Below are 23,618 nucleotides of genomic sequence, written 5' to 3'. Positions count from 1 at the left end.
CTTCACCGGGCTGCTGCTGGTCACTCGTCGCCGGGTCGCGCGACCGGTTCCTCGTTCACATAGACGCGGGGAACGCGCGCCCCGATGCGCGTGACGATCTCGTACGCGATGGTGCCGGCGGCCTGCGCCCAGTCCTCGGCGGTCGGCTCGCCGCGGTCGCCCGGCCCGAACAGGACGGCCTCGCTGCCTGGCTCGGGCGTGTCGCCGCCGAGGTCGACGACGAACTGGTCCATGGCGATCCGCCCGGCGGCCGTGCGCCACTTGCCGTCCACCAGCACCGGTCCGGCGCCGGAGGCGTGCCGCGGGATGCCGTCGCCGTAGCCGAGCGGGACGAGGCCCAGGGTGGTCTCGCCGGGGGTGACGTAGTGGTGCCCGTAGCTGACGCCGTGCCCGCCGGGCACCTGCTTCACCAGGGCCAGCGAGGCGGACAGGGTCATCACCGGGCGCAGCCCGAAGTCGGCGGGGGTGCCGAGTTCGGGGCTTGGCGAGACGCCGTACATGGCGATACCGGGACGTACCAGGTCGAAGTGCGTCTCGGGAAGCGTGAGCATCGCGGGCGAGTTGGCGATGTGCCGCACCTCGGGGCGTACGCCCCGCTCCTCGGCGTACGCCGTCATCTCCCGGAAGCGGGCGAGCTGGGCGGCGATGGAGGGGTGCCCGGGCTCGTCGGCGCACGCGAAGTGCGACCACAGTCCGGTGACCCGGACGACGCCCGCACGCTCGGCGTCGAGGGCAGCGCCGACCAGTTCGGGCCAGTCGGCGGGCTGGCAGCCGTTGCGCCCGAGGCCGGTGTCGGCCTTGAGCTGCACGCGGGCGGGGCGGGTGGCGGTGCGCGCCGCGTCAAGGAGCTCGCGCAGCGCCCACATTCCGCTGACCGAGATGTCGATGCCGGCCTCGATCGCCTGCCGCCAGGGCCCGCCGGGGGTCCACAGCCAGCACATCACCCGGACGTCTGCCGGAATGCCGGACTCCGGTGCTCGTACGGCGAGGGCCTCCTCGGGCGTGGCGGTGCCGATCCAGGTGGCACCGGCCGCGACGGCGGCGCGGGCGCACGGGATCGCGCCGTGGCCGTACCCGTCGGCCTTGACCACGGCCATGAAGGCAGCGCCCGGCGCCTTCGCGCGCAGGGTGCGCACATTGGCCCGCAGGGCGGCCAGATCGATCTCGGCACGGGCACGCAGGGGCCCGCTCCACGCCATCGCAGTCTCACTCATCGCGCCCCCAGTCTCTCAGAGCGGCGAAACGGGCTCGCCGCGCCGGTGGCGCGGGCCCTCGTACGTACGTAGCTGCGGGCATTCGTGCCTCCCCCAAGCTCTTCGAGCAGGGGGTACCCCCAGGGCGGCACGGGTGGGCGCAGCTGCACCCCGTCGCGCCGGGCTGCGCGACCTACGGCGGTCACCCCGACACCGGTCAGCACTCAACGCCGCCCCGCTGACCCAACCCCCGGCCGGCCAGAACCCCGCACATCCCGCCAAGCCAAAGGAATCGCCGACGCCACGTCATGCGCACCCACCGGCACCCCCCGTGCCGCGAACCGCCCCGCGAGCCCGTGCAGATACGCCCCCGCACTCCCCGCGTCCCGCGCCGAAAGCCCCGCCGCCAGCAACGACCCCGTCAGCCCCGACAGCACATCCCCGCTCCCCGCGGTCGCCAGCCACGGCGTCCCCGTCGAGTTCACCCGTACGGCCCCGCCCCCGGGGTCGGCGACCAGCGTGGTCGACCCCTTCAGCAGCACCGTCGCCCGATACCGCCCCGCCAGCTCCCGCACCGCCGCGAGCCGCGCCCCCTCGACCTCCTCACGCGCGACACCGAGCAGCGCCGCGGCCTCCCCGGCGTGCGGGGTCATCAGCGTCGGCGCCGTACGCGCGCGTACCGCCTCACGGTCGGCGAGCCGCAGCCCGTCCGCGTCGATCAGCACCGGTACGTCGGTCTCCACCACCTCGGCCACCGTCCCCGCGTCGTCCCCGGCCCCCGGCCCGACGACCCACGCCTGTACGCGCCCCGCCTTCCTGGGCCCCTGGTCGGACACGAGCGTCTCCGGGAAGCGCGCGATGACGGCGTCGCCCGCGGGCCCGACGTACCGCACGGCCCCTGCGCCACCCCGCAGCGCCCCCGACACGGCGAGCACCGCGGCCCCCGGATAGCGCGCCGACCCGGCGGCGATCCCGACGACGCCGCGCCGGTACTTGTCGCTCTCCGCGGCCGGCACCGGCAGCAGCCGGGCCACGTCGGCGTGCTGCAGCGCCTCCAGTTCGGCCCGCTCGGGCAGCGTGAGCCCGATGTCGACCAGCCGGACGCTGCCCGCGTACTCCCGCGCCGGATCGACCAGCAGCCCCGGCTTGTGCGTGCCGAAGGTGACGGTCAGGTCGGCCCGCACGGCGGCGCCCCGCACCTCCCCGGTGTCCACGTCCACCCCGCTCGGCAGGTCGACGGCGACGACGGCGGCCCGCGCCCGCTCGGCGGCGACGGCGAGCGGCACCGCGTCCGGCCGCAGCCCGCCCTTCCCTCCGATCCCGACGATCCCGTCCAGGACGAGGTCGGCGTGCTCGATCAGCCGCTCGGCGCCGTCCGTGCCGGTGACCCGGCCGCCGGCCCGGCGCAGCGCGGCCAGCCCTCCGGCGTGTGCCCGTCCGGGCGTGAGCAGTACGGCGGTGACGCCGGCCCCCCGCCGGGCGAGCCGCGCCCCGGCGTACAGGGCGTCACCTCCGTTGTCCCCGCTGCCGACGAGCAGCACGACCCGGCTGCCGTACACCCGTCCGAGCAGTTCGGCGCAGGCGGCGGCGAGACCGGCGGCGGCCCGCTGCATCAGGGCGCCCTCCGGTAGCCGTGCCATGAGCTCCCGCTCGGCTGCCCTGACCGTCTCAACGCTGTACGCGGTACGCATACGCCCGAGTCTGCCCCGAGAACCGGCTGATGTGCGCGCGTCCGCGACGCCGCCGCACCGGCCGGGGCCACTCCTTAATGGTTTGCCACCGGCAGATGGGGCCGGATAGGAAGCTCGCATGCTGAAGGGCGGCAAGATCGGGCTCAGGGCCCGGCACGAGGAAGACATCCCGATCCTGCGGGCAGAGCTCTACAACGACGTGGTCAACGCCGCGCGGGCAGAGGGCGGTCCGTGGCGGCCGGTGGCGCCCGGCTCGAAGGACCCGCGGCTCGTGGGGGACGACCAGAACCAGGGAAGCGTCCCGTTCTCCGTGGTGGAGCTGGAGGGCGACACGCTGATCGGCACCGCGACCCTGTGGGGCATCGACAACCACAACCGGTCCGCCCACATCGGGCTGGGGCTGCTGCCGTCCTGCCGCGGCAAGGGCTACGGCACCGACGTGGTCGCGGCGCTGTGCCAGTACGGCTTCGTCGTACGCAGCCTGCACCGGCTGCAGATCGAGACGCTGGCCGACAACACCGCGATGCTGCGCGCCGCCGAACGCAACGGCTTCGTCCGCGAGGGCGTACTGCGCTCCTCGGCCTGGGTGATGGGCGAGTTCCTCGACGAGGTGCTGCTCGGGCTCCTCGCCAAGGACTGGAAGCCGACTGCGAACGCCTAAGAAATCCAGCGGGGCCCCGCCGTCACCCCTCGGCGATCACCACCGCCGAGGCCACCCCGGCGTCGTGACTGAGCGACACATGCCAGGAGCGCACCCCGAGTTCGGCCGCCCGCGCGGCGACGGTGCCCTTCACCCGTAGCCGGGGCTGCCCGCTGTCCTCCACGAACACCTCGGCGTCGGTCCAGTGCAGTCCGGGCGGCGCCCCGAGGGCCTTGGCCAGCGCCTCCTTGGCGGCGAAGCGGACGGCCAGCGAGGCGACTCCGCGCCGCTCGCCGCTCGGCAGCAGCAGCTCCCGCTCCACGAACAGCCGGTCGGCCAGCCCGGGCGTGCGCTCCAGCGACGCCGCGAACCGCTCGATCTCGGCCACGTCGATCCCGACCCCGATGATGCTCATGCCGAGCAGCCTACGGCCGCGCCGCCCTCCCCATGCCGTCCCGGCTGTGGCAGTGTGCGGGCGACACGGACTGCATCTTCTGCCGACTGATCCGGGAAGACACGGCGCACTGGGTGGCCCGGGCGCCCGTGGCCTGCGCGTTCACCCCGACGAACCCCCTGGCGCCGCGGCGTGCGTGCCCCCGTGGACCCTTACTCCACCGTCACCGACTTGGCCAGGTTGCGCGGCTGGTCCACCTCGTTGCCCCGGGCCGTGGCCAGCTCGCACGCGAAGACCTGCAAGGGCACCGTCGCCACCAGGGGCTGGAGCAGCGTCGGGGTGGCCGGGATGCGGATCAGGTGGTCGGCGTAGGGGACGACCGCCTCGTCGCCCTCCTCCGCGATCACGATCGTGCGGGCACCCCGCGCCCGGATCTCCTGGATGTTGGAGACGATCTTGTCGTGCAGGACGGACCGGCCCCGCGGGGACGGGACGACCACCACCACGGGCAGGTCCTCCTCGATCAGCGCGATCGGCCCGTGCTTCAGCTCGCCCGCCGCGAAGCCCTCGGCGTGCATGTAGGCCAGTTCCTTGAGTTTCAGGGCGCCTTCCAGCGCGACCGGGTAGCCGACGTGCCGGCCCAGGAACAGCACCGTGTTCTTGGCCGCGAGCGAGCGCGCCAGCTCACGGACCGGTTCCATCGTCTCCAGCACCCGCTCCACCGCGCCGGTGATGTTCGACAGGTCGCGGATGACCGCCCGGATCTCGTCGCCCCACTTGGTGCCCCGGACCTGGCCCAGGTACAGGGCGACCAGGTAGCAGGCCACCAGCTGGGTCAGGAACGCCTTCGTGGAGGCCACCGCGACCTCGGGGCCCGCGTGCGTGTACAGCACCGCGTCCGACTCGCGGGGAATGGTCGAGCCGTTGGTGTTGCAGATGGCCAGCACCTTGGAACCCTGCTCCCGGGCGTGCCGCAGCGCCATCAGCGTGTCCATGGTCTCGCCGGACTGGGAGATGGCGATGACCAGCGTCTGCGCGTCCAGGATCGGGTCGCGGTAGCGGAACTCGCTGGCCAGCTCCACCTCGCACGGGATGCGCGTCCAGTGCTCGATGGCGTACTTGGCGATCAGCCCCGCGTGGAAGGCCGTACCGCAGGCGACGATGACGACCTTGTCGACCTCGCGCAGTTCGGCGGCCGAGATCCGCACCTCGTCCAGGGTGAGGGAGCCGGACGGGTCGATGCGGCCCAGGAGCGTGTCGGCGACCGCCTTCGGCTGCTCGGCGATCTCCTTGAGCATGAAGTAGTCGTAGCCGCCCTTCTCGGCGGCGGAGGCGTCCCAGTCGACGTGGTAGGAGCGGACCTCGGCCGGGCTGCCGTCGAACCCGGTGACGGTCACGCCGTCCCGGCGCAGCTCCACGACCTGGTCCTGGCCCAGCTCGATGGCGGAGCGGGTGTGCTCGATGAACGCCGCGACATCGGAGGCGAGGAAGGACTCGTCCTCCCCGACACCCACCACCAGCGGCGAGTTGCGCCGCGCCCCCACCACCACGTCCGGCTCGTCCGCGTGGGCCGCGACCAGTGTGAACGCGCCCTCCAGCCGCCGGCACACCAGCCGCATGGCCTCCGCGAGATCGGCGCAGGAGGAGTACTCCTCGGCCAGCAGATGCGCCACGACCTCGGTGTCCGTCTCCGAACTCAGCTCGTGGCCGCGCTCCTCAAGCTCCGCCCGCAGCACCGCGAAGTTCTCGATGATGCCGTTGTGCACGACCGCGACCCGGCCCGCGTTGTCCAGGTGCGGATGGGCGTTGGCGTCGGTCGGTCCGCCGTGGGTGGCCCAGCGGGTGTGGCCGATGCCGGTCGTGCCGGCCGGCAGCGGCCGTTCGAGCAGCTCCTTCTCCAGGTTGACCAGCTTCCCGGCCCGCTTGGCCGCCGCCAGTCCGCCGTCCGCGAGCACGGCGACACCCGCCGAGTCGTAGCCGCGGTACTCCAGCCGCTTCAGCCCGGCCATCACCACATCGAGCGCCGACTGCGCCCCCACGTATCCCACGATTCCGCACATGGCTCCGCAGCCTACGGTCCGTCACGGCCGTAAAACCCCTTCAGCGTGCCCGAATTCGGAAATTCCCACGGGGATACGAACCCCCTGGAAGGGTCAACGGCGGCGCGGGGACGGCGGCTGGAGGCCGAAGCTCGCCGACTTCAGCCAGTGCCGCATACGGGTGGCGACGGGGCGTTCGACGAAGCGGTGGGCCAGGTAGGACAGCAGGACCAGGGCGCCGGTCGTGACGCCGACCAGCGTCCAGGGCGCGACCCGGTCGCCGTAGTGGTGGGCGACGGTCATGCCGATGACGTCGTGCAGCAGATACAGCGGGAAGGTCATGGTCCCGGCGACGGTCAGCCAGCGCCAGCGGATGCGGCTGGTCCAGCCGAGCGCGATCACGGCGATCAGCGCGAAGAACGCCGTGATCGCCAGGATCAGCCAGCCACGCCACGGCGACCAGGCGTCCCAGTCGTTGCGGCCGCCGTCCGGGGCGAGCAGGAAGTGCAGGGCGAGCAGCCACGACATCACGACGATGCCCCACAGCAGCGGCGTCGGCCGGAACCGGTGCATGAGGTAGAAGGCCATGCCCGCGATGAAGTACGGCGCGGACGCCGGGTTGACCAGCAGCGTGAGCAGCGGGATGTGGGCGGCGGGCGCCAGCACCGCGGCCACCGTCCACAGCCCGCAGAAGACGACCACCCGCTGGTGGGTCAGGCCCTTCCACACCACGACCGCGAAGGTGAGGTAGAAGCACAGCTCGGGCCACAGGGTCCAGTAGACCGAGTCGAGGTCCTTCACCCCGAGCGGGTGCTGGAGCATCGTGAGGTTGGCGAAGACGATCCGCGGATTGGGGTGCCCGAACGGGGTGTCGACGAGGAAGACGACGCACGCCGCGACGAGGACCGAGATCCAGTACATCGGGTACAGCCGGGTAACCCGGGAGATGAAGAAGTCGCGCGGGCTGCGCCCCCAGGCGCTCATGCAGATGACGAAGCCGCTGATCAGGAAGAACAGGTCGACGCCGAGCCGGCCGTAGGCGAAGTAGGCGTGCGCCTCGGGGAAGACGCTCTGGTAGGGGCGGCCCCAGATGTGCTCCACCGTGGACGGCTTCTGGCCGACGAAGTGGAACAGCACGACCGCGAGGGCGGCCAGGAAGCGCAGCCCGTCCAGTGCCGCCAGGCGCTGGCCGCCGGTGCGCCGCTCGGCCGCGGGCGCCCCGGGGGGCGAGGGCACGGCGGGTGCGGTCGGCCCGTCCTCTCCTCTTCGGCCCGTGGGCGGGTCGAGGAGTCGGGTGCTGTCCGCCTGGCTCATCCGTTCACCGTTTCGTCGTCACTCGCGTGTCCGTGTGCCTCCCCCCGGGCAGCGTTCCATCCCGAACGGTACGGATGACGCCCGAGCCCCCCGCGTCCGGGGACCCCACACAGCACCGGCACACGGCGGTCACGCGCCGGTCATGGGATTCCCACCGGGTGACGACATCCCGGTGGGAACGGCGAGTGCGGCTCAGCCGAGCTTGGTGAGCTGGGCCTGGACGATCTCGTCCGGGAACGGCCAGTCCTTGCCCGTCGCGGCGGAGGCCATGTTGTACGCCGAGAAGTAGGCGAGGGTGGCGCCCTTGCGGACGACCACGGCCTTGGCCGGCGCCTTGACGCCTTCGTCCGCGTCCACCAGCAGGGTCAGCGCGAGGGCCTCGTCACCGCCCTGGGGCGCGGTGGTGGCCGTGACCTTGCCGACCTTGGTCGTGTCGCTGCCGACGGTCCAGGCGTAGCCGTTCGCGCAGGCCGTCGCGGCGGTCTTGAGCGCCGCGAACGCCTTCTCGGCGCCGCCGTCGTCGTAGGAGGCGAGCGTCACGATGGCCTTCGCCCGGTCGATACCGGCGACCAGGGCCTCCTCGACGCCGGCCTTCGGGTCCGGCTTCTTCCGGTCGGCGAGCCAGCTGCGCTTCACGGTGGCGGCGGGCTGACCCTCGTACGTCCCGGCCTGGAGGTGACCCAGCGGCGCGCACTCCGGCTTGTCGGTCTTGACCTTGGCCTGCGTGATGTCGTCCTGGAGCGGCACCTTGGTGAAGACCTTGCCGCTCTTGACGTCCGCCTGGGTCAGCGCGGCCTTCTCCAGCTCGGCGCCGGTCAGCGCCTTGGCCGGGGCCTGCGCGGGCGACGCGGAGGCCGTCTTGTCGGCCTGCGCGGTCTTGCCGTCGTCCGCCTTGTCACCGCCGTCGGAACCACAGGCGGAGACGAGGAGCGCGAGCGCGGCGGCCGAGGCGGCGAGACCGGCCCGGCGAACGGTGGTGAGACTCACGAAAGAACTGCTCTCTCTTCAGGACAGCGCTGTATTTTGCGTGAACATTACACACAGCAGGCACACAGATGATCATCGGAACATTCATTCGCGACCCGAACGTGACGCCCACGTGATCCACTCGTCGGCCGGGGGACAGAAGAGGACCCGGCGCTTCCCCGGGCGTGACGCAGCCCACCTCCCGCCGCGTTCAAACTCCGTTAACAATGGACTGTGATCTCTCCGGTCTCCTCGATGCCCCGGAGCGCCCACCGGAACCGTCCGGAGGCGACTCCCTACGTCGACCTCACCCGCGCCGAGTGGAGCGCGCTGCGCGACAAGACGCCGCTGCCGCTGAGCGCCGAGGAGGTCGAGCGGCTGCGCGGCCTCGGTGACGTCATCGACCTCGACGAGGTCCGGGACATCTACCTGCCGCTGTCCCGGCTGCTCAACCTCTACGTGGGTGCCACCGACGGCCTGCGAGGAGCGCTGAACACCTTCCTCGGCGAGCAGGGTTCCCAGTCCGGCACCCCCTTCGTCATAGGGGTCGCCGGCTCGGTCGCCGTGGGGAAGTCCACGGTCGCCCGCCTGCTGCAGGCCCTGCTCTCGCGCTGGCCCGAGCACCCGCGCGTCGAGCTGGTCACCACGGACGGCTTCCTGCTCCCGACCAAGGAGCTCCAGGCCCGCGGCCTGATGTCCCGCAAGGGCTTCCCCGAGTCGTACGACCGCCGCGCCCTGACCCGTTTCGTCGCCGACATCAAGGCCGGCAAGGACGAGGTCACCGCGCCCGTCTACTCCCACCTGATCTACGACATCGTCCCCGGCGAGAAGCTCGTCGTACGGCGGCCCGACATCCTGATCGTGGAAGGGCTCAACGTCCTGCAGCCGGCCCTGCCCGGCAAGGACGGCCGCACCCGGGTCGGCCTCGCCGACTACTTCGACTTCAGCGTGTACGTCGACGCACGCACCGAGGACATCGAGAGCTGGTACCTGAGCCGCTTCCGCAAGCTGCGCGAGACCGCGTTCCAGGACCCCTCGTCGTACTTCCGCAAGTACACGCAGGTCTCCGAGGAGGAGGCCCTCGACTACGCCCGCACCATGTGGCGGACGATCAACAAGCCGAACCTCGTCGAGAACATCGCCCCCACCCGGGGCCGCGCCACCCTCGTCGTGCGCAAGGGCCCGGACCACAAGGTGCAGCGCCTGAGCCTGCGGAAACTGTAGAGCCGCCTGTTACAAAGGCCTCATGCTGCATCTGCGCCTGATCACGCCGCCCGACACGACGGACGACGTGCTCCGCCTGATCGACAAGACCGTCGGCACCACACACGTCGTGGTCCTGCCGGACGCCGCCCGCAACCCCGCCGGGGACGTCGTACTGTGCGACGTCGCCCGCGAGGCCGGCGACGAACTGCTGTCCGGGCTGCAGGAACTGGGCCTGGAACGCACCGGCTCGATCGCCGTGGAGAACATCGACCTGTCGCTGTCCCGGCGGGCCGACGAGGCGGAGGCCGAGGCACCCGGCGAGGGCGCGGACGCGGTGCTGTGGGAGCACCTCACCGACGCCACCCACGACGAGTCGACGCTGTCGATCACCTACGTCGCCTTCATCACGCTGGCCACGATGATCGCGGCGTGCGGTGTGGTGCTGGACAACGCGATCCTGATCGTCGGCGCGATGGCCGTCGGCCCGGAGTTCGGACCGCTGGCCGGCATCTGCACGGCGATCGTGCAGCGCGCGCCGCGCCTGGCCCTGCGCTCCCTGATCGCGCTGCTGGCCGGCTTCGCTGCGGCCATGGCGGTGACCGTCGGCTTCAGCCTCTTCATGGACGCCGTCGGCCTGTTCACCAAGGCCCAGTTGGAGGCGGAGCGGCCCAACACCGGCTTCATCTACGCACCGGACTGGTTCTCGTTCGTCGTGGCGGTCCTGGCGGGCTGCGCCGGCACCCTGTCACTGACCTCGTCGAAGTCCGGCGCGCTGGTCGGCGTCGCCATCTCCGTCACCACGGTCCCGGCCGCCGCGAACGCGGCCGTCGCCCTGATCTACGGCGACACCCACCAGACGCTCCGCTCGACGGAACAACTCCTGCTGAACCTCTTGGGAATCATCCTGGCAGGAACGCTGACCCTGCTGGCCCAGAAGTACTTCTGGAGGGCCCTGTCGAAGGAACGGCAGAGCAGCCAACCGTAAGGGGCGCGGGGCTCTGTTCGACATGCGGCTCCGCCGCGTTGGCGCGACCAGCCACAACGACGCCGCAGCCCGCAACGCACAGAACCCGCCACCCCGAACCCGGCGAATTACCCCAACGCCGACTTCACAACATCGGCCAGCCGCCCGGCAACCGACCGAGCCTGCTCGATGTCCGCCGCCTCGACCATGACCCGGACCAACGGCTCGGTACCAGAAGGCCGCAGCAACACCCGCCCGGTCTCACCGAGCTCCCGCTCCGCGTCGGAAACGGCCGCCGCCAGCTCACCCGACGTCTTCACTCGGGCCTTGTCCACATCCCGCACATTGATCAGCACCTGCGGCAACCGCTCCATCACAGAAGCCAGCTCCCGCAGCGACCGCCCCGTCTCGGCGACCCGCGCCGCGAGCAGCAGGCCCGTCAGCGTCCCGTCACCCGTCGTCGCGTGGTCAAGAATGATCACGTGCCCGGACTGCTCGCCGCCGAGCGCGTACCCGTGCTCCTTCATCTCCTCCAGCACATACCGGTCACCGACCGCGGTCTGGACGAGCTTGAGCCCCTCCCGCTCCAGCGCCAGCTTGAAGCCGAGGTTGGACATCACGGTCGCGACGACGGTGTCGGCGCGCAGCACGGACCGCTCCCGCATGGCGAGGGCCAGCACGGCGAGGATCTGGTCGCCGTCGACCTCCTCACCGGTGTGGTCGACGGCGAGGCAGCGGTCGGCGTCGCCGTCGTGGGCGACGCCGAAGTGCGCGCCGTGCTCGATGACCGCGGCCTTGAGCAGGTCGAGGTGGGTGGAACCGCAACCGTCGTTGATGTTGAGCCCGTCCGGCTCGGCACCGATGGTGATCACCTCGGCGCCGGCCCGGGTGAACGCCTCCGGGGAGACCCGGGCGGCGGCGCCGTGCGCCTCGTCCAGGACGATCTTCAGCCCGTCGAGCCGGTTCGGCAGGACGCCGATGAGGTGGTCGACGTACCGGTCGAAGCCCTCCTCGTAGTCCCGGACACGGCCCACGCCGGCCCCGGTCGGTCGGTCCCACGGCTCGCCGTGGCGGTGGGAGTCGTACACCGCCTCGATCTTGTCCTCCAGCTCGTCGGCCAGTTTGTGGCCGCCGCGGGCGAAGAACTTGATGCCGTTGTCGGGCATGGCGTTGTGGCTGGCGGAGAGCATCACGCCGAGGTCGGCGCCGAGCGCGCCGGTGAGGAACGCGACGGCCGGGGTCGGCAGCACGCCGACGCGCAGCACGTCGACGCCGGCGCTGGCGAGACCGGCGACGACGGCGGCCTCCAGGAACTCCCCGGACGCGCGCGGGTCACGGCCGACCACCGCGGTCGGCCTGTGGCCCTCGAAGGTGCCCGCCTCGGCCAGTACGTGTGCCGCCGCGACGGACAGGCCGAGTGCCATCTCGGCGGTCAGATCCGCGTTGGCGACACCGCGCACGCCGTCCGTGCCGAAGAGTCGTCCCACGTGTCCTCCTGAGGAAGCGTCAGTTACGAAGAGCGGCGCGCTGGTGCGGCCCACGCGCGTGCCGTTCGTGACCCGGGACTGCGCCGCCCGGGCACGGAATCGCACAAGCTGATGAGCGTCTTGTGCCGTTATACGCCTGAAGGCTGTGATAAACGAACGCCCCGGCGGCACACTGGCGTGCCGCCGGGGCGTTCGGAGTACGCAGGGGGCAACCGAAACGGAACCCGGATACGTACGAGCAGGCAGCGAAGCTTAGCGCTTGCTGTACTGCGGGGCCTTGCGGGCCTTCTTCAGACCGGCCTTCTTGCGCTCGACCGCACGGTCGTCGCGCTTGAGGAAGCCGGCCTTCTTCAGCGGGCCGCGGTTGTTGTCGACGTCGGCCTCGTTCAGGGCGCGGGCGACACCGAGGCGCAGGGCACCGGCCTGGCCGGAGACGCCGCCGCCGGAGATGCGGGCGATGACGTCGTAACGGCCCTCAAGCTCCAGCACCTTGAACGGCTCGTTGACTTCCTGCTGGTGCACCTTGTTCGGGAAGTAGTCCTCAAGGGCGCGACCGTTGATCTTCCACTTGCCGGTGCCCGGGACGATCCGGACACGGGCGATGGCCTCCTTGCGGCGGCCCAGGCCGGCGGCGGGCTGGGGCTCGCCGAAGCGGGAGGCGAGGGACTCCGAGGTGTACTCACCCTCGACGGGGACCTCGGACTCGGTGGTGTAGCTGTCGATGTCAAGCTCTTCGAGCGGCTGCTCGGCAGTGGTCTCGGCCACGATTCTCCTCAGATTCTCTTCAGTCTTAGGGGGTGGCCGGACTTACTGCGCGACCTGGGTGATCTCGAACGGCACCGGCTGCTGCGCAGCGTGCGGGTGCTGGTCACCCTTGTAGACCTTCAGCTTCGAGAGCATCTGACGGCCCAGGGAGTTCTTGGGGAGCATGCCCTTGACGGCCTTCTCGATGGCCTTCTCGGGGTTCTTCTCCAGCAGCTCGTCGTAGCGGACGGAGCGCAGACCACCCGGGTAGCCGGAGTGGCGGTACGCCATCTTCTGGGTCCGCTTGTTGCCGGACAGGTGCACCTTGTCGGCGTTGATGATGATGACGAAGTCACCAGCGTCGACGTGCGGCGCGTAGATCGGCTTGTGCTTGCCCCGCAGAAGGGTGGCGGCAGTGCTGGCGAGACGGCCCAGGACAACGTCCTGAGCGTCGATGACGTGCCACTGGCGCGTCACATCGCCGGGCTTGGGGCTGTACGTACGCACGGTTCGTAGCCTTCGCTTCGAGTGAATGGTCCTAGACAAGGTCACCGAAACGATCACGACAGCCTAGACCGCACAGCGGCGACGCATACCGCGTAGTGGGGTCGCTGGTCATCGGCCCGGTGGACCGGTGTAAGGGCCCGTCCCGTGAGAATGAGCAAGCCAATACACAACGAACAAGCAGAATACCGGGGCACAGGGGGTGGGTCAAAACGGCCCAGCAGAGCCCCGCCGGACCGCACCGAACATGACACCTCTCGGGCCCCGTCTAAGATGCGCCCCATGAGCTATGGGCAGGGGGGACCCCAGCAGCCCCAGTGGGATCCCTGGAAACCGAACTCCCAGCAGCCGTGGAACAGCGGCGACGACGGCCAGACCCCCGACTGGGCGGCACTCGCCGAGGCCTCCGAGGCGCGCAACAGACGCCGCCGGATGCTGTTCATCGGCGGCGGCGCGCTGGCCACCCTCGCGGTCGGCGCCGCGGTCGCCCTCGCCGTGACCTCGGCGGACGACCCCGTGACCGGTGGCGACCCGAGCCCCCTGCCGCCCACGGCGTCCATCCCCGGCGAGAGCGCCACGGCCCCGTCGTTCGCACCGACGAGCGCCCCGCCCCCGCTGAACCCGAAGGACTTCGTCTCCGACAAGAAGAAGGACACCGCGCCGCTCGGCCCGGACATCCTCTTCCCCGGCTCGCAGCTCACCGTGGGCTCGACCGTCTACAAGAAGGGCCCGACGGCCGACACCACCACCTGCGCGGCGGCCGCCCGGGGCACCCTGCCCAAGGCGCTCACCGCGGGCGGCTGCACCCGGCTGATGCGCGTCACCTACACCCAGGGCGGCATCGCGGTCACGGTCGGTGTCGCAGTGTTCGACACCGAGGCGCAGGCCCTCAAGGCCAGGCGAGCCAGCTCCCCCAAGACGGGCATGGTGCAGCCGCTGTCCGGCAAGGGCGTCAAGCCGTTCTGCGACGGCGCGGTGTGCCGCTCCACGACGAACTCCTACGGCCGCTACGCCTACTTCACCCTGACCGGCTTCACCAGCGGCAAGAACGTCACCACCAAGGACACCAAGGCGTTCAGCTCGGGCAACGACCTCGCCCTGTTCGCCTTCAACCAGATCAAGCGGCGCGGCGAGGCCCAGGCGTCGGCGGCGGTGGCGAACGGCTGATCGGCAGGACGCGTCGGGCAGGTTAACTTCTCCCGACAGCTCCTCCACAGGCGTTTCCCGGGCCCCTCACGCGTGCCAGCATCGGGGATCATGTCCGAAGCGATCCTGCTCGTGGGGGGTCAGGGCACCCGGCTGCGCCCCCTGACCAGCCACATCCCCAAGCCGCTGCTGCCCGTCGCCGGGGTGCCGTTCCTCACCCACCAGCTGGCCCGGGCCGCCGCGGCGGGCGTCACCCGCATCATCCTCGCCACCTCCTACCTCGCCGAACTCTTCGAGGCGGAGTACGGCAACGGCGCCCGGCTCGGCCTGGAGCTGGAGTACGTCACCGAGGAGAGCGCCCTGGGCACCGGCGGCGCCATCCGCAACGCCGCCCGGCGCCTGCGCAGCGCCCCCGACGCCCCGGTGCTCGTCTTCAACGGCGACATCCTCTCCGGCGTCGACATCGCCGCCCTGCGCGCCCACCACCAGGCCTCCGGCGCGGACGTCACCCTGCACCTGAAGCGCGTCGCCGACCCGCGCGCCTTCGGCCTGGTCCCCACCGACCCCGACGGCCGGGTCACCGCGTTCCTGGAGAAACCGCAGACCCCGGCGGAGATCATCACCGACCAGATCAACGCCGGCTGCTACGTCTTCACCCGCTCGGTCATCGACCGCATCCCGCCGGACCGGGTCGTCTCCGTCGAGCGCGAGACCTTCCCCGAGCTGCTGGCCGCCTCGGCCCACCTGCGCGGTGTGGTGGACGACAGCTACTGGCTGGACCTCGGCACCCCGGCCGCCTTCGTCCAGGGCTCCGCCGACCTGGTCCGCGGCCGCGTCACCTCTCCCGCCCTGCCCGGCACCCCCGGCGACGCCCTGGTCCTGCCCGGCGCCCGCGTCCACCCCGGCGCGCTCCTCAGCGGCGGCACGGTCGTCTCCCCGGGCGCGCTGATCGAGGAGGGAGCGGTGGTGGAGGGCAGCGTGGTGATGACGGGCGCCCACATCGCCCCCGGCGCCACGATCCACGCCTCGGCGGTGGGCCGCCACGCCCACGTGGGCGCCGGCACGTCCCTGGACGCGGCGGTCATCGGCGACGGCGCGGAACTCTCCGAGGGCAACGAGATCCCCCCGGGGGTCCGCATCGCCTGCGGGGCACGCATAGCGCCGTACAGCGTGCGCCTGTCGGCGGCGCCGGCGCCCTGCGGTGCTGAGCACAACCCGGCGGGTCGCCTGGCCTAGCGCACGGCAGCCGACCCAGGGGCGCGGGGCGCTGTCTGATCTGCGGCTCCCGCCGCGTGGGCGCGACCAGCCACGACGGCGTAGCACAAGGACGACGACAGAACCCGGCACCGCCTAACAGCAGCCGCCCCCCAGGGGCAGGCTGCGCTTGTTCCGCGCCACCCGGCTCCGCTCGGCGAGCAGCGCATCGGCCGGATACCCGACCTCCTCCAACGTCAGCCCGTGCGGCCGCACCACATGCACGGCAGAGTCCCGCACCCCCGCGGCCAGCACCTTCCCCGGCCACTCCGCGGGCCGATGCCCGTCCCCCACGAACAGCAGCGCCCCGATCAACGACCGCACCATGTTGTGACAGAACGCGTCCGCCCGAACCGTCGCGGTGATGATCCCGTCGTCACCCCGCGACAGGCTCAGCTCCTGCAGGGTGCGGATCGTGGTCGCCCCCTCCCGCTTCTTGCAGTAGGCGGCGAAGTCGTGCTCGCCCAGCAGCCCCTGGGCGGCCTCGTTCATGGCGTCGACGTCGAGCGGCCAGTCGTGCCACAGGACATGGTTGCGCAGCAGCGGATCGACACCACCGGGGTTGTCCGTCACCCGGTACGCGTACCGCCGCCAGATCGCCGAGAACCGGGCGTTGAAGCCGCTCGGCGCGGGCCGCAGCGCCCACACCCGCACATCCTTCGGCAGCCGCCCAGCGAGCCGCTTCAGCAGCTTCTCGTGGTGCTCGCGCCAGACCTCCTCGGGCAGATCCACGTGCGCCACCTGCCCACGCGCGTGCACCCCGGCGTCGGTACGGCCGGCGACGGTCAGCTCGTACGTCTCCCGGGAGCGGGTGACGGTCCGCAGCGCGTCCTCGATCTCCCCCTGCACGGTGCGCCGGCCCCCGGCCTGCTTGGCCCACCCGGAGAAGTCGGTGCCGTCGTAGGACAGATCGAGGCGGACACGGACGTACCCGGGCTGTACTTCTTCGCTCACACGGAAATCCTCTCAGGTACGCGAAAGCGGGCCCGCCCCGAAGGGCGAACCCGCTTTACGTCAGGCAGAGCCTCAGGCGTCCTTGGACTCCTCGGCCGGAGCCTCGGTGGCCTCGGTCTCCTCGACCTTGGTCTCCTCGGCCTTGGCCTCGTCGGCCTCCTTGACCGCGCGCTTGGTGGCGGCCTCGGCCTCACCCACGGCCTTCTGCTGCACCGTCAGCGCCTCGACCAGCTCGATGACAGCCATGGGCGCGTTGTCGCCACGGCGGTTACCGATCTTGGTGATGCGGGTGTAACCACCCGGACGGTTCTCGTAACGCGGGCCGATCTCGGTGAAGAGCGTGTGGACGACGCCCTTGTCCGTGATGACCTGGAGCACCTGGCGGCGGTTGTGAAGGTCACCCTTCTTCGCCTTGGTGATCAGACGCTCCGCGTACGGGCGCAGGCGGCGGGCCTTCGCCTCGGTGGTGGTGATACGGCCGTGCTCGAAGAGGCTCTTCGCCAGGTTCGCGAGGAGCAGCTTCTCGTGCGCGGCGCTGCCGCCCAGACGGGCACCCTTGGTGGGCTTCGGCATGTTCTATCTCCTGTGTCTCTGCCCCGGCCGTATCAGGTACCGGAGTCAGTATCCGAGCGAGCGGTTGCCCGTCGGAGATCCAGGCCCCCGAAGGGGCCTGGAAGGGGCGCGGGGAACTGCGCGACCAGCCACAACCGGCCCGCAGACGCAGTACGGCCTCCCCGCGGAGCGCTTAGTACTGCTCGGTCTCCACGAAACCGGCGTCCGCGTCGTCGTCCGCGCCGAAGGCGTCAGCCGCAGCGGTCGGGTCGAACCCGGGAGGCGAGTCCTTGAGCGCGAGACCCATACCCGCCAGCTTCGCCTTGACCTCGTCGATGGACTTCGCACCGAAGTTGCGGATGTCCAGCAGGTCCGCCTCGGACCGCGCGACGAGCTCACCCACGGAGTGGATGCCCTCACGCTTGAGGCAGTTGTAGGAGCGGACCGTGAGCTCCAGCTCCTCGATCGGCAGCGCCAGGTCGGCGGCAAGGGCGGCGTCCGTCGGGGACGGGCCCATGTCGATGCCCTCGGCGTCGATGTTGAGCTCGCGGGCCAGACCGAACAGCTCGACCAGGGTCTTGCCGGCCGACGCCATGGCGTCACGCGGACGCATGGCCTGCTTGGTCTCGACGTCGACGATCAGCTTGTCGAAGTCGGTGCGCTGCTCGACACGCGTGGCCTCGACCTTGTACGTGACCTTCAGCACCGGCGAGTAGATGGAGTCGACCGGGATACGGCCGATCTCCTGGCCCGCCTGCTTGTTCTGCACGGCGGAGACGTAGCCGCGACCGCGCTCGACGGTCAGCTCCATCTCCAGCTTGCCCTTGCCGTTGAGCGTGGCGAGGACCAGGTCGGGGTTGTGCACCTCGACACCGGCCGGGGGCGCGATGTCGGCGGCGGTGACCAGACCCGGGCCCTGCTTGCGCAGGTACATCACGACCGGCTCGTCGTGCTCCGAGGAGACGACCAGCTGCTTGATGTTGAGGATCAGGTCGGTGACGTCCTCCTTGACGCCCGGCACGGTGGTGAACTCGTGCAGGACACCGTCGATACGGATCGACGTGACCGCCGCACCCGGGATCGACGACAGGAGGGTCCGGCGCAGGGAGTTGCCGAGGGTGTAGCCGAAGCCCGGCTCCAGCGGCTCGATCACGAACCGGGAGCGGAACTCGTCGACGACCTCTTCGGTCAACGAGGGACGCTGAGCGATCAGCATGTGTGGATCAGATCCTTCATTCGTGGACGCCCGCTATTTGACGCCCGACGGAAGCCGCGCCCGTGAGAAGCGCGGGTACTGCAAGGGTACGGGCGGCACGACCCGAAGGAGCCGTACCGCCCGAGAGGCCCGGTGAAGCGAGGTCAGACGCGACGACGCTTCGGCGGACGGCAGCCGTTGTGCGGGGTCGGGGTGACGTCCTGGATGGAGCCGACCTCAAGACCCGTGGCCTGCAGGGAGCGGATCGCGGTCTCACGACCGGAACCCGGGCCCTTCACAAACACGTCGACCTTGCGCATGCCGTGCTCCTGGGCGCGGCGGGCAGCCGACTCGGCGGCCATCTGCGCGGCGAACGGCGTGGACTTCCGGGAGCCCTTGAAGCCGACGTGGCCGGCGGAGGCCCAGGAGATCACGTTGCCGGACGGGTCCGTGATGGAGACGATCGTGTTGTTGAACGTGCTCTTGATGTGCGCGTGGCCGTGAGCGACGTTCTTCTTTTCCTTGCGGCGCACCTTCTTGGCAGCGCCCTGACGACCCTTGGGGGGCATCTACTAACTCCTACGGGAGGTGGTCGGTCCTACAGCGAAGACCGTGGACAGATGTCCGCTGCGGACTACTTCTTGCCCGGCTTCTTCTTGCCGGCGATGGCGCGACGCGGGCCCTTGCGGGTACGAGCGTTGGTGCTGGTGCGCTGACCGCGGACGGGCAGACCGCGACGGTGACGCAGACCCTGGTAGCAGCCGATCTCGACCTTGCGGCGGATGTCGGCCTGGATCTCGCGACGGAGGTCACCCTCGGTCTTGATGTTGTTGTCGACGTACTCGCGGATCGCGACGAGCTGCTCCTCGGAGAGGTCGCGGACGCGGGTGTTCGGGTCGACGCCGGTCGCAGCCAGCGTCTCCTTCGAGAGGGTCCGGCCGATGCCGAACACGTAGGTGAGGGCGACCTCCACGCGCTTTTCGCGCGGGATGTCGACACCGGAAACGCGTGCCATTCAATGGCTCCTGGTGATCTTCGGAGGTCTTCCGCAGAACCGGTTCCCAGCCGCCGTATCAGGTACGAACTGGGTCCCCGGCCTCCGAACCGGGGGTGTCAGGCGATCGCTCGCCTGGGTTCTGCGTATGTACATAGTTCAGCTCGCGTCGCGCGAAAACTCTGCGATAGAGGTGCAGAGGGTTCGATCGGCTGCGATCAGCCCTGGCGCTGCTTGTGGCGCGGGTTCTCGCAAATGATCATGACCCGGCCGTGACGGCGGATCACCCTGCACTTGTCGCAGATCTTCTTGACGCTCGGCTTGACCTTCATGGGGTGAGGTTCTCCGGGTCAGTGCCATCGCTCCGGGCGGGCCCGGGGCGCGGGCAAGATCTACTTGTACCGGTAGACGATCCGGCCACGCGTCAGGTCGTACGGAGACAGCTCCACCACGACCCGGTCGTCAGGGAGGATGCGGATGTAGTGCATGCGCATCTTGCCGCTGATGTGTGCCAGGACCTGGTGGCCGTTCTGGAGCTCGACCTTGAACATGGCGTTCGGCAGAGACTCGACGACAGTGCCCTCGATCTCGATGGCACCTTGCTTCTTGGCCACGCTTCGCCCTTCGAATCGACTACCTTGATCGACTCCGCTGTGCACCGTTAGTGAGCATGCGGACATGCGGGTGCACAAGAGCCGACGAGTCAGTCTACGTCAGCCCTCCCGAAAAGGCGAAACGAGGAAGTCTGCCCTACGAGGGAGATCGTCATGCAAGGGGGGCGAAACTCGGGACCCACGCCTCCGACGGCCCCCCACAGCTCAGGCCAGCGGCCCCCACAGCTCAGGCCAGCGGGTCCGGAGCCGCCGTGATGCCGTACTCGGCCAGCTTTGCCTTGCCGCCGTCCGGGGCCGTCAGGACGAGGGGGCCCGCTTCCGTCAGGGCGACGGAGTGCTCCCAGTGGGAGGACCAGGTGCCGTCGGTCGTGATGACCGTCCAGTCGTCGGAGAGGACCTCGGTCTTCGGAGTGCCCAGGGAGACCATCGGCTCGATCGCCAGGCAGAAGCCGGGGACCAGCTTGGGGCCCTTGCCGCGGCGGCGGTCGACGTAGTTCAGCAGGTGCGGGTCCATGTGCATCTCGGTGCCGATGCCGTGGCCGCCGTAGTCCTCGATGATCCCGTAGCGGCCGCCGCCCGGCTTGGGCTGGCGGCGGATGTACGTCTCGACGGCCCGGGAGATGTCGACGAGGCGGTTGCCGACCTTCATCGCGGCGATGCCGGCCCACATCGACTCTTCCGTCACCCGGGACAGCTCGACCAGCTCCGGGGAGTGACCGGAGCCCACGAACGCGGTGTAGGCGGCGTCGCCGTGCCAGCCGTCGACGATCGCGCCGCAGTCGATGGAGATGATGTCGCCGTCCTTCAGCACGACATCATCCGAAGGGATGCCGTGGACGACGACCTCGTTGACGGACGTGCAGATCGTCGCGGGGAAGCCGCCGTACCCGAGGAAGTTCGGCTTGGCCCCGTGCTCGGCGAGCACCTTGCGCGCGACCTCGTCCAGATCCTTGGTCGTGGCGCCCGGCACCGCGGCTTCCCGGGTGGCCTGGTGGATGGCGGCGACGACCAGACCCGCCGCACGCATCTTCGCGATCTGCTCGGGCGTCTTGATCTGCACCATGGGGGGCCTGCGCTCTCCGTCACTCACGTCAACCGGTTACCAACACAACACTACGGCCGTGACGCCCCACAGGGCGCCACGGCCGGATGCGGACCGACGACTACTGGTCGTCGCCCTCGCGCTTCAGCGCTTCCAGCGCCCGCTGCGTGACCTCTTCCACGTCGCCCATCGCCGAGATCGTCACGACCAGGCCCTGGGCCTTGTAGTAGTCGATGATCGGCTCGGTCTGCGAGTGGTAGACCTCCAGCCGCGTGCGCACCGTCTCCTCGGAGTCGTCGTCACGCTGGTACAGCTCGCCGCCGCAGACGTCGCAGACGCCCTCCTTGGCCGGCTTCTTGTACGACACGTGGAAGACGTGCGCCGAGTCGTTGCGGCAGATGCGACGGCCGGCGATGCGCTTGACGACCTCGTCCTCGGGGGCTTCCAGGTCGAGGACGGCGTCCAGCTTGATGTTCTCGGTGGTCAGCAGCTCGTCCAGCGCCTCGGCCTGCGAGACGTTGCGCGGGAAGCCGTCCAGCAGGAAGCCGTTGACGGCGTCCGGCTGCTCCATGCGGTCCTTCGCCATCGCGATGGTGACCTCGTCGGGAACGAGGTTGCCGGCGTCCATGTAGGACTTCGCGAGCTTCCCGAGCTCCGTCTGCCGGCTGATGTTGGCGCGGAACAGGTCGCCCGTGGAGATGTGCGGGACGCCAAGCTTCTCGGTGAGTCGCGTGGCCTGCGTGCCCTTTCCAGCACCCGGCGGCCCGACGAGGACGATTCGCATCAGCGGAGGAACCCTTCGTAATTGCGCTGCTGGAGCTGGCTCTCGATCTGCTTCACCGTCTCAAGACCCACACCCACGATGATCAGGATGCTGGTCCCACCGAACGGGAAGTTCTGGCTCGCCCCGAAGCCCACCAACGCCATCGTCGGCACGAGAGCGATCAGTCCCAAGTACAGCGAACCCGGCCAGGTGATCCGGTTGAGCACGTACGAGAGGTACTCAGCGGTCGGTCGGCCAGCCCGGATGCCCGGGATGAAGCCACCATACTTCTTCATGTTGTCGGCGACTTCCTCGGGGTTGAAGGAGATCGCCACATAGAAGAACGCGAAGAAAACGATGAGCAAGAAGTACAAAGTGATGTAAATCGGGTGGTCGCCCTTCACCAGGTTCTGCTGGATCCAGGTCTTCCACCCCGAGTTACCGCCGGAGAACTGCGCAATCAGTGCCGGAATGTAGAGCAGCGACGAGGCGAAGATGACGGGAATCACACCCGCCTGGTTCACCTTCAGCGGGATGTAGGTCGACGTACCGCCGTAGGAACGGCGGCCGATCATCCGCTTCGCGTACTGCACCGGGATACGGCGCTGGGCCTGCTCCACGAAGACCACGAGCCCGACCATCACCAGGCCGACCAGGATCACCGTGCCGAACTCGATCCAGCCGCCGGCCAGGTCGCCGGACTTCTTGATGGACCACAGGGCGGACGGGAAGGTCGCGGCGATCGAGATGAACATCAGGATCGACATGCCGTTGCCGATACCGCGGTCGGTGATCAGCTCACCCAGCCACATCACGACGGCCGTACCGGCGGTCATGCAGACGACCATGGTGATGGTGGAGAAGATCGCCCGGTCGGGAACGATCTGCGAGGCGACGGTGCAGCCGTTGAAGAGGGCGCCGCTGCGGGCGGTGGCCACCAGACCGGTGCCCTGCAGCACCGCCAGGGCGATGGTCAGGTAACGCGTGTACTGGGTGATCTTCGCCGTGCCGGCCTGGCCCTCCTTCTTGAGGGCCTCCAGGCGCGGGATCACCACGGTCAGCAGCTGCAGGATGATGCTCGCCGTGATGTACGGCATGATGCCCAGCGCGAAGACGGTGATCTGCAGCAGCGCACCGCCGCTGAACATGTTGACCAGTCCGAACAGGCCCTGGTTGCCGGACGCCTCGTCCACGCACTGCTGGACGGACTTGTAGTCCACGCCGGGGATCGGGATGTGGGTACCAACCCGGTAGACCACGATGATGCCGAGCGTGAAGAGCAGCTTCTTGCGCAGGTCGGGCGTCTTGAACGCCCGGGCGAACGCGGTGAGCACGGTGCCTCCTGCGACCCCCGCGCAACTGCGTCGAAGGGCGGTCTTGAGGTTCGACGAATACGAAAAGAAACAGTGGACGCTACCTTACCGGCGACACTGCTCCCCTAGGAACGACCAACCGGGGATACCCCAATTGTGGAGTATCCCCGGTTGACGTGTTACGTCATCGGGCTCAGACGAGCTCGGTGACCGTGCCGCCGGCGGCGGTGATCTTCTCCTTGGCGGAGCCGGAGACGGCGTCGACCGTCACCTGCAGCGCCACGGAGATCTCGCCCTGGCCGAGGACCTTGACGAGGCTGTTCTTGCGAACGGCACCCTTGGCGACGAGACCCTCGACGGTGACCTCGCCACCCTCCGGGTACAGCGCGGCCAGCTTGTCGAGGTTCACGACCTGGTACTCGGTCTTGAACGGGTTCTTGAAGCCCTTCAGCTTCGGGAGACGCATGTGGAGCGGCATCTGGCCACCCTCGAAGCGCTCCGGAACCTGGTAGCGGGCCTTGGTGCCCTTGGTACCACGACCGGCCGTCTTACCCTTCGACGCCTCACCACGACCCACACGGGTCTTGGCGGTCTTGGCGCCCGGGGCGGGACGGAGGTTGTGGATCTTCAGCGGGTTGTTCTCCGCCAT

The 23,618-nt window shown here is 69.9% G+C and carries 25 protein-coding genes; 5 read left to right on the top strand and 20 right to left on the bottom strand.

Translation table 11 applies throughout. From position 1 onward, the window contains the following. Positions 1 to 20 precede the first annotated feature (20 nt). Positions 21 to 1,214 (bottom strand): alanine racemase, encoded by a 1,194-nt coding sequence (gene alr, locus C3489_RS10415; RefSeq protein ID WP_103781473.1) that lies wholly within the window; start codon positions 1,212 to 1,214, stop codon positions 21 to 23. Positions 1,215 to 1,417: 203 nt separating this feature from the next. Next, positions 1,418 to 2,884: an NAD(P)H-hydrate dehydratase gene (locus C3489_RS10410; protein ID WP_181139612.1), complete on the bottom strand. Its 1,467-nt coding sequence runs from the start codon at positions 2,882 to 2,884 to the stop codon at positions 1,418 to 1,420. A gap of 118 nt (positions 2,885 to 3,002) precedes the next feature. Here C3489_RS10410 and C3489_RS10405 point away from each other — a divergent pair, with 118 nt between their 5' ends. Further along, the gene (locus tag C3489_RS10405; protein ID WP_103781472.1) at positions 3,003 to 3,545 is read left to right on the top strand and encodes a GNAT family N-acetyltransferase; all 543 of its coding nucleotides are present in this window, start codon (positions 3,003 to 3,005) and stop codon (positions 3,543 to 3,545) included. Between the two features lie 22 nt (positions 3,546 to 3,567). On the opposite strand, the gene C3489_RS10400 is transcribed toward C3489_RS10405, so the two are convergent. From C3489_RS10400 to C3489_RS10385, 4 genes are all read right to left on the bottom strand, one after another. Beyond that, on the bottom strand, positions 3,568 to 3,939 hold the full coding sequence (locus C3489_RS10400; RefSeq protein WP_103781471.1) for a holo-ACP synthase: 372 nt from the start codon (positions 3,937 to 3,939) through the stop codon (positions 3,568 to 3,570). A gap of 191 nt (positions 3,940 to 4,130) precedes the next feature. Beyond that, complete coding sequence (gene glmS / locus C3489_RS10395) at positions 4,131 to 5,978, bottom strand: glutamine--fructose-6-phosphate transaminase (isomerizing) (RefSeq protein ID WP_103781470.1); 1,848 nt, start codon at positions 5,976 to 5,978, stop codon at positions 4,131 to 4,133. Between the two features lie 93 nt (positions 5,979 to 6,071). After that, complete coding sequence (locus tag C3489_RS10390) at positions 6,072 to 7,271, bottom strand: acyltransferase (protein WP_103781469.1); 1,200 nt, start codon at positions 7,269 to 7,271, stop codon at positions 6,072 to 6,074. Positions 7,272 to 7,463: 192 nt separating this feature from the next. Continuing rightward, positions 7,464 to 8,258, bottom strand: a complete 795-nt coding sequence (locus C3489_RS10385; RefSeq protein WP_103781468.1) for a hypothetical protein — start codon at positions 8,256 to 8,258, stop codon at positions 7,464 to 7,466. Between the two features lie 234 nt (positions 8,259 to 8,492). On the opposite strand from C3489_RS10385, the gene coaA reads away from it, so the two are divergent. Both coaA and C3489_RS10375 read left to right on the top strand, forming a co-directional pair. Beyond that, positions 8,493 to 9,461, top strand: coding sequence for a type I pantothenate kinase (coaA, locus tag C3489_RS10380; RefSeq protein ID WP_181139610.1), 969 nt, complete (start codon positions 8,493 to 8,495; stop codon positions 9,459 to 9,461). 22 nt (positions 9,462 to 9,483) lie between these two features. After that, positions 9,484 to 10,428, top strand: coding sequence for a DUF389 domain-containing protein (locus tag C3489_RS10375; protein ID WP_103781466.1), 945 nt, complete (start codon positions 9,484 to 9,486; stop codon positions 10,426 to 10,428). Positions 10,429 to 10,535: 107 nt separating this feature from the next. Here the strand turns inward: C3489_RS10375 and glmM are convergent, their stop codons facing one another. The 3 genes from glmM to rplM form a co-directional block, all read right to left on the bottom strand. Next, on the bottom strand, positions 10,536 to 11,894 hold the full coding sequence (gene glmM, locus C3489_RS10370; RefSeq protein ID WP_103781465.1) for a phosphoglucosamine mutase: 1,359 nt from the start codon (positions 11,892 to 11,894) through the stop codon (positions 10,536 to 10,538). A 252-nt stretch (positions 11,895 to 12,146) separates the two neighbouring features. Beyond that, the gene (gene rpsI / locus C3489_RS10365) at positions 12,147 to 12,659 is read right to left on the bottom strand and encodes a 30S ribosomal protein S9 (RefSeq protein WP_103781464.1); all 513 of its coding nucleotides are present in this window, start codon (positions 12,657 to 12,659) and stop codon (positions 12,147 to 12,149) included. A 42-nt stretch (positions 12,660 to 12,701) separates the two neighbouring features. After that, positions 12,702 to 13,145 (bottom strand): 50S ribosomal protein L13, encoded by a 444-nt coding sequence (gene rplM / locus C3489_RS10360; RefSeq protein ID WP_103781463.1) that lies wholly within the window; start codon positions 13,143 to 13,145, stop codon positions 12,702 to 12,704. Between the two features lie 279 nt (positions 13,146 to 13,424). Between rplM and C3489_RS10355 the strand changes: the two genes are divergently transcribed. Together C3489_RS10355 and C3489_RS10350 are read left to right on the top strand one after the other, a co-directional pair. Beyond that, the gene (locus C3489_RS10355; RefSeq protein ID WP_103781462.1) at positions 13,425 to 14,309 is read left to right on the top strand and encodes a hypothetical protein; all 885 of its coding nucleotides are present in this window, start codon (positions 13,425 to 13,427) and stop codon (positions 14,307 to 14,309) included. 90 nt (positions 14,310 to 14,399) lie between these two features. Continuing rightward, entirely contained in the window at positions 14,400 to 15,524 is a 1,125-nt protein-coding gene (locus C3489_RS10350; protein ID WP_103781461.1) for a sugar phosphate nucleotidyltransferase, read from the top strand. Positions 15,525 to 15,638: 114 nt separating this feature from the next. Here the strand turns inward: C3489_RS10350 and truA are convergent, their stop codons facing one another. The 11 genes from truA to rplO form a co-directional block, all read right to left on the bottom strand. After that, a complete protein-coding gene (gene truA, locus C3489_RS10345) occupies positions 15,639 to 16,496 on the bottom strand; it encodes a tRNA pseudouridine(38-40) synthase TruA (RefSeq protein ID WP_103781460.1) in 858 nt (285 codons plus the stop codon). Positions 16,497 to 16,568: 72 nt separating this feature from the next. Next, on the bottom strand, positions 16,569 to 17,069 hold the full coding sequence (gene rplQ, locus C3489_RS10340; RefSeq protein ID WP_103781459.1) for a 50S ribosomal protein L17: 501 nt from the start codon (positions 17,067 to 17,069) through the stop codon (positions 16,569 to 16,571). 172 nt (positions 17,070 to 17,241) lie between these two features. Beyond that, the gene (locus C3489_RS10335; protein WP_024755423.1) at positions 17,242 to 18,264 is read right to left on the bottom strand and encodes a DNA-directed RNA polymerase subunit alpha; all 1,023 of its coding nucleotides are present in this window, start codon (positions 18,262 to 18,264) and stop codon (positions 17,242 to 17,244) included. Between the two features lie 143 nt (positions 18,265 to 18,407). Further along, on the bottom strand, positions 18,408 to 18,812 hold the full coding sequence (rpsK, locus tag C3489_RS10330; RefSeq protein WP_003956432.1) for a 30S ribosomal protein S11: 405 nt from the start codon (positions 18,810 to 18,812) through the stop codon (positions 18,408 to 18,410). Between the two features lie 65 nt (positions 18,813 to 18,877). Further along, positions 18,878 to 19,258, bottom strand: coding sequence for a 30S ribosomal protein S13 (rpsM, locus tag C3489_RS10325; protein ID WP_009300593.1), 381 nt, complete (start codon positions 19,256 to 19,258; stop codon positions 18,878 to 18,880). Between the two features lie 197 nt (positions 19,259 to 19,455). Beyond that, positions 19,456 to 19,569, bottom strand: coding sequence for a 50S ribosomal protein L36 (gene rpmJ / locus C3489_RS10320; RefSeq protein WP_004984509.1), 114 nt, complete (start codon positions 19,567 to 19,569; stop codon positions 19,456 to 19,458). Between the two features lie 60 nt (positions 19,570 to 19,629). After that, positions 19,630 to 19,851, bottom strand: coding sequence for a translation initiation factor IF-1 (gene infA / locus C3489_RS10315; RefSeq protein ID WP_003948620.1), 222 nt, complete (start codon positions 19,849 to 19,851; stop codon positions 19,630 to 19,632). A 226-nt stretch (positions 19,852 to 20,077) separates the two neighbouring features. Further along, complete coding sequence (gene map / locus C3489_RS10310; RefSeq protein ID WP_103781458.1) at positions 20,078 to 20,914, bottom strand: type I methionyl aminopeptidase; 837 nt, start codon at positions 20,912 to 20,914, stop codon at positions 20,078 to 20,080. Positions 20,915 to 21,014: 100 nt separating this feature from the next. Then, a complete protein-coding gene (locus tag C3489_RS10305; protein WP_103781457.1) occupies positions 21,015 to 21,677 on the bottom strand; it encodes an adenylate kinase in 663 nt (220 codons plus the stop codon). Further along, on the bottom strand, positions 21,677 to 22,990 hold the full coding sequence (gene secY, locus C3489_RS10300) for a preprotein translocase subunit SecY (RefSeq protein WP_103781456.1): 1,314 nt from the start codon (positions 22,988 to 22,990) through the stop codon (positions 21,677 to 21,679). Before secY ends, C3489_RS10305 begins: the two co-directional genes overlap by 1 nt. 172 nt (positions 22,991 to 23,162) lie before the next feature. Continuing rightward, complete coding sequence (gene rplO / locus C3489_RS10295; RefSeq protein ID WP_067018996.1) at positions 23,163 to 23,618, bottom strand: 50S ribosomal protein L15; 456 nt, start codon at positions 23,616 to 23,618, stop codon at positions 23,163 to 23,165.

This window comes from Streptomyces sp. Ru71, assembly GCF_002920535.1.
Taxonomy (GTDB): Bacteria; Actinomycetota; Actinomycetes; order Streptomycetales; family Streptomycetaceae; genus Streptomyces.
Note: the sequence above shows the minus strand (reverse complement) of the source record. Positions and strands in the feature narration are given on the sequence as shown.